This window comes from Micrococcus sp. KRD096 (genome assembly GCF_017168495.1).
GTDB lineage: Bacteria > Actinomycetota > Actinomycetes > Actinomycetales > Micrococcaceae > Micrococcus > Micrococcus luteus.
Map to the genome: position 1 here is coordinate 42,890 of NZ_JABFAY010000016.1, position 3,351 is coordinate 46,240.

At 73.6% G+C, this 3,351-nt stretch carries 3 protein-coding genes; 2 read left to right on the forward strand and 1 reads right to left on the reverse strand.

The genetic code is table 11. The features are described 5' to 3' along the window. The first annotated feature begins 70 nt into the window (after positions 1-70). Positions 71-634, forward strand: a complete 564-nt coding sequence (locus J1M41_RS07350) for a GNAT family N-acetyltransferase (RefSeq protein WP_049144860.1) — start codon at positions 71-73, stop codon at positions 632-634. A gap of 32 nt (positions 635-666) precedes the next feature. On the opposite strand, the gene J1M41_RS07355 is transcribed toward J1M41_RS07350, so the two are convergent. Then, positions 667-2,322: a thiamine pyrophosphate-dependent enzyme gene (locus J1M41_RS07355; RefSeq protein WP_049144858.1), complete on the reverse strand. Its 1,656-nt coding sequence runs from the start codon at positions 2,320-2,322 to the stop codon at positions 667-669. Positions 2,323-2,489: 167 nt separating this feature from the next. Between J1M41_RS07355 and J1M41_RS07360 the strand changes: the two genes are divergently transcribed. Next, on the forward strand, positions 2,490-3,254 hold the full coding sequence (locus J1M41_RS07360; protein WP_069942012.1) for a CGNR zinc finger domain-containing protein: 765 nt from the start codon (positions 2,490-2,492) through the stop codon (positions 3,252-3,254). Positions 3,255-3,351: the final 97 nt, after the last annotated feature.

The window sequence follows — 3,351 nt, forward strand, 5'->3', positions numbered from 1 at the left end:
GGGGACGAGGGCTGGGGCGGCGGGCGGCTCACGCGGCCGCGCCCGGAGTCCACCCCCCTACACTCGGCACATGCGCCCGGACCCCAGCCCGACCGTCGCCGTGGACGGCCTCCTGCTGCGCCCGCTGCGCGCCGCGGACGAGATCGCGGCGCGCGAGGCGGACGCCGAGCTGCATCGGGAGGGCTTCGACTTCCTCCTCGGCGGGGCCACTCGCTCCTTCCCCGCGGTCCGCCGCGCGTTCGCCGCCGAGGCGCGGGGCGACGTCGAGCCCGGCCGCGCGCCCGCCTCCTTCTACGTGGGCGTGGACGAGAACGGTGAGCTGGTGGGCCGGGTGTCCGTGCGGTGGGAGCTGAACGAGGCGCTGCGGCACGTCAACGGACACGTGGGCTATGCGGTGCGCCCCGCGTTCCGGCGGCGGGGCCACGCCGCGCGGCTGCTGCGCGGCGCCCTGACGCTGCTGGCCGCACGCGGGGTGCCCGCCGCCCTGCTCACGTGCGACGAGACGAACACCGCCTCCGTGGCCACGATCCGTGCGTGCGGGGGCGTGCTGCGGGACCGGGTCGAGGCGGACCTCGACGGTGCGCCCTTCCCCGTGCCCCAGCTGCGCTTCGACGTCCCCACGACGGCGGCCTGACCGGAGGGACGGCGGGGACCGCGCCGCCGGCCTCAGTAGGCCTTGACGCGCTGCTCCACGATCAGGTGGATGAGCGCGAACCGGCCCTCCTCCTGGACCGCCTTGAGCGCCGCGTCCACGGCCGCCGGCACGTCCGCGTCCCGCTCCACGCGCACCCCGAAGCCGCCGAACGCCTGGGCCATGGCGGCGAAGTCGGGGTTCTTCAGCTGGGTGCCGGAGACGCGCTCGGGGTACTCGCGCTCCTGATGGGTGCGGATGGTGCCGTACTCCTGGTTGTCCATGACGATCACGAGGGGCTTCGCGCCGTACTGCGCGGCGGTCGCCAGCTCCTGACCGTTCATGAGGAACTCGCCGTCGCCGGCGATGGTCACCACGGTGCGGTCCGGGAAGTTCAGGGACGCGGCCACGGCGCCCGGCACCGAGTAGCCCATGGAGCCGTTGCGGGCCGAGATCATGGCGCGGTAGCCCTCGGTCGGGAAGTACCGGTGCGCCCAGTTGGTGTGCTCGCCCGCGCCGAGGGAGATCATCGAGTCCTTCGGCAGCTTCGGCACCAGGTTGGCCATGAGGGTGGCCATCTTCGCCTGACCCTCGGACGGCTCGGCCGGGGGCAGGGCCGCGAACTTCTCCTGCTCGCCGCGCATGCGGGAGGTCCACTCCTCCCACTCCGGCTTGACCTCGAGCTCCATGCGGACGAGGTCGCGGATGAACACGTCCGGCTTGGCCACGATCTGGTGGGACACGGGGCCGGAGCGGCCGCGCAGGGACGGGTCGATGGTGACCAGGAAGTTCTTCTTGTCCCAGTTCTGGCGGATGGTGAAGCCGTTGGTCACGACGTCGCCCGGCACGGTGCCGACGAACACGATGAGGTCGGTCTCCTCGAGCATGTCGTAGGTCGGCTTCGGGCGACCGTAGCCGATCGGGCCCACGTAGGACGGCGAGGAGAACGGCACGGTGCCCTCGGTGCGCCACTCGGCGGCGGCGGGGATCTTGTGCTCCTCCAGCCACGTCGTCAGGGTCTGCGCACCCTCGTCCGTCCAGTCGTTGCCACCGGTGATGAACAGCGGCTTGCGGGACTCCTTGAGCGCGGCGTGCAGGGACTTCCAGTCCTCCACGGTCATGCCGCCCGGGGCCACGGGGATCTGCGGGTGCAGGTGCGCGTCGATCTCCTGGCGGATCACATCCTCCGGCAGGCCGACGACGACGGGCCCGGGCCGGCCCGAGCTGGCGGCGAACATGGCCTCGGCCACGATCTCGGAGGCGCGCTCCGGGTGGTCCAGGACCATCACGCGCTTCGCACCGGTGCCGAACCAGGCGTGCGGGTCGAACTCCTGGAAGGCCTCGCGGTCGCGGTGCTCGAACGGGATCAGGCCGACGAACAGCACGAGCGCCGTCGAGTCCTGCCACGCGGTGTGCAGGCCGACGTGGGCGTTCGCGGCGCCCGGGCCGCGCGTCACCATGGCGACGCCGGGGACCACGTTCATCTTGCCGTCGGCCTCGGCCATGTACGTGGCGCCGCCCTCGTGGCGGCACACCACGTTCTCGATGCCCGAGTCGTACAGGCCGTCCAGGACGTCCAGGTAGGACTCGCCCGGCACGGAGTAGACGCGCTTCACGCCGTGGGACTCGAGGGTCTTGACGATGACGTGCCCGGCGGAGAGGCGACCGGTCGCCTGGGAGGTCTGGGACATGGAGGTCTCCTGTGCTGGTTCGGGGGCCCCTCCGGCCCCATGGGTGCACCCCGCCGCGCAGACGGGGTCCGTGGGGGTCAGGGTACTGGACGGGACGGCGCCGGAGGCGACCCGATACGCGGCGTGAAGCCGGTGACGGGAGGGCGGGCCCGCCGTACGATTTCCCCATGCTCTCCGCGCCGACGCTCTCCCGCCTCGCCTCCCTGGCCGCGTTCCTGAACACCGCCCCCGGACTGCGGGGCGGTCAGCCGGCCGACGAGCGGTTCACCGCCGCCACGCAGCTGCCCTCCCTCGTCCCTGAACTCCAGGAGGACGAGGTCCGCCTCCGCCTGGCCGCCGCCGCGGCCGTGCGTGGCCGCGAACTCCGCGGCCGTCTGGCCGAGGTCTGGGCCCTCGCCGCCGGGGACGAGGCGGCCGCCGTGGAGCGCGTGAACGCCCTCCTCGCCGCGGCCGGGCCGCTGCGGCTGACGGCCGGGGGCGACGTCGTCGGGCTGGCCCCGGCGCAGGTCCCCGCCGACGCGGTGGAGCGGCTGGCCGCGATGGCCGCCCTCGCGCTGGCGGAGACCGCGATGGACGGCGAGCTGACCCGCCTGCGCGTGTGCGAGGGCGAGGACTGCGAGAACGCGCTCGTGGACGCCAGCCGGAACCGGTCCAAGCGGTTCTGCGACGAGGCCAACTGCGCCAACCGCACCCACGTGCGCTCCTACCGGGCACGGCTGGCCGAGGCGGCGGAGTCCGCCCCCGCGGCGGATCCGGCCGGGCCGGAGGAGGCGGAGGCGCCGGAGGCCGTCGTGGACTCCGAGGCCGCCGCCGACGAGCCCCGCCGGGAGACCAAGAAGGAGAAGAAGGAGCGCAGGAAGGCGGAGAAGAAGGCCCGCAAGAAGGCGGAGAAGAAGGCCGGCAAGAAGAAGTCGGACAAGAAGAAGGACTGACCCGGCCCCACCCGCCGGGGGACGGGGCGGCCTCGTGGTTCCGTCGGCCGACCGGACACCCCTAGCCTGCGAGGCATGAGCGAGCACACCCCCGCCC

What these genes read in the sequence shown, in the direction of transcription:
- J1M41_RS07350 (WP_049144860.1), top strand. Translation starts at nt 71, where the DNA reads ATGCGCCCGGACCCCAGCCCGACCGTCGCCGTGGACGGCCTCCTGCTG.
- J1M41_RS07355 (WP_049144858.1), bottom strand. Translation starts at nt 2,322, where the DNA reads ATGTCCCAGACCTCCCAGGCGACCGGTCGCCTCTCCGCCGGGCACGTC.
- J1M41_RS07360 (WP_069942012.1), top strand. Translation starts at nt 2,490, where the DNA reads ATGCTCTCCGCGCCGACGCTCTCCCGCCTCGCCTCCCTGGCCGCGTTC.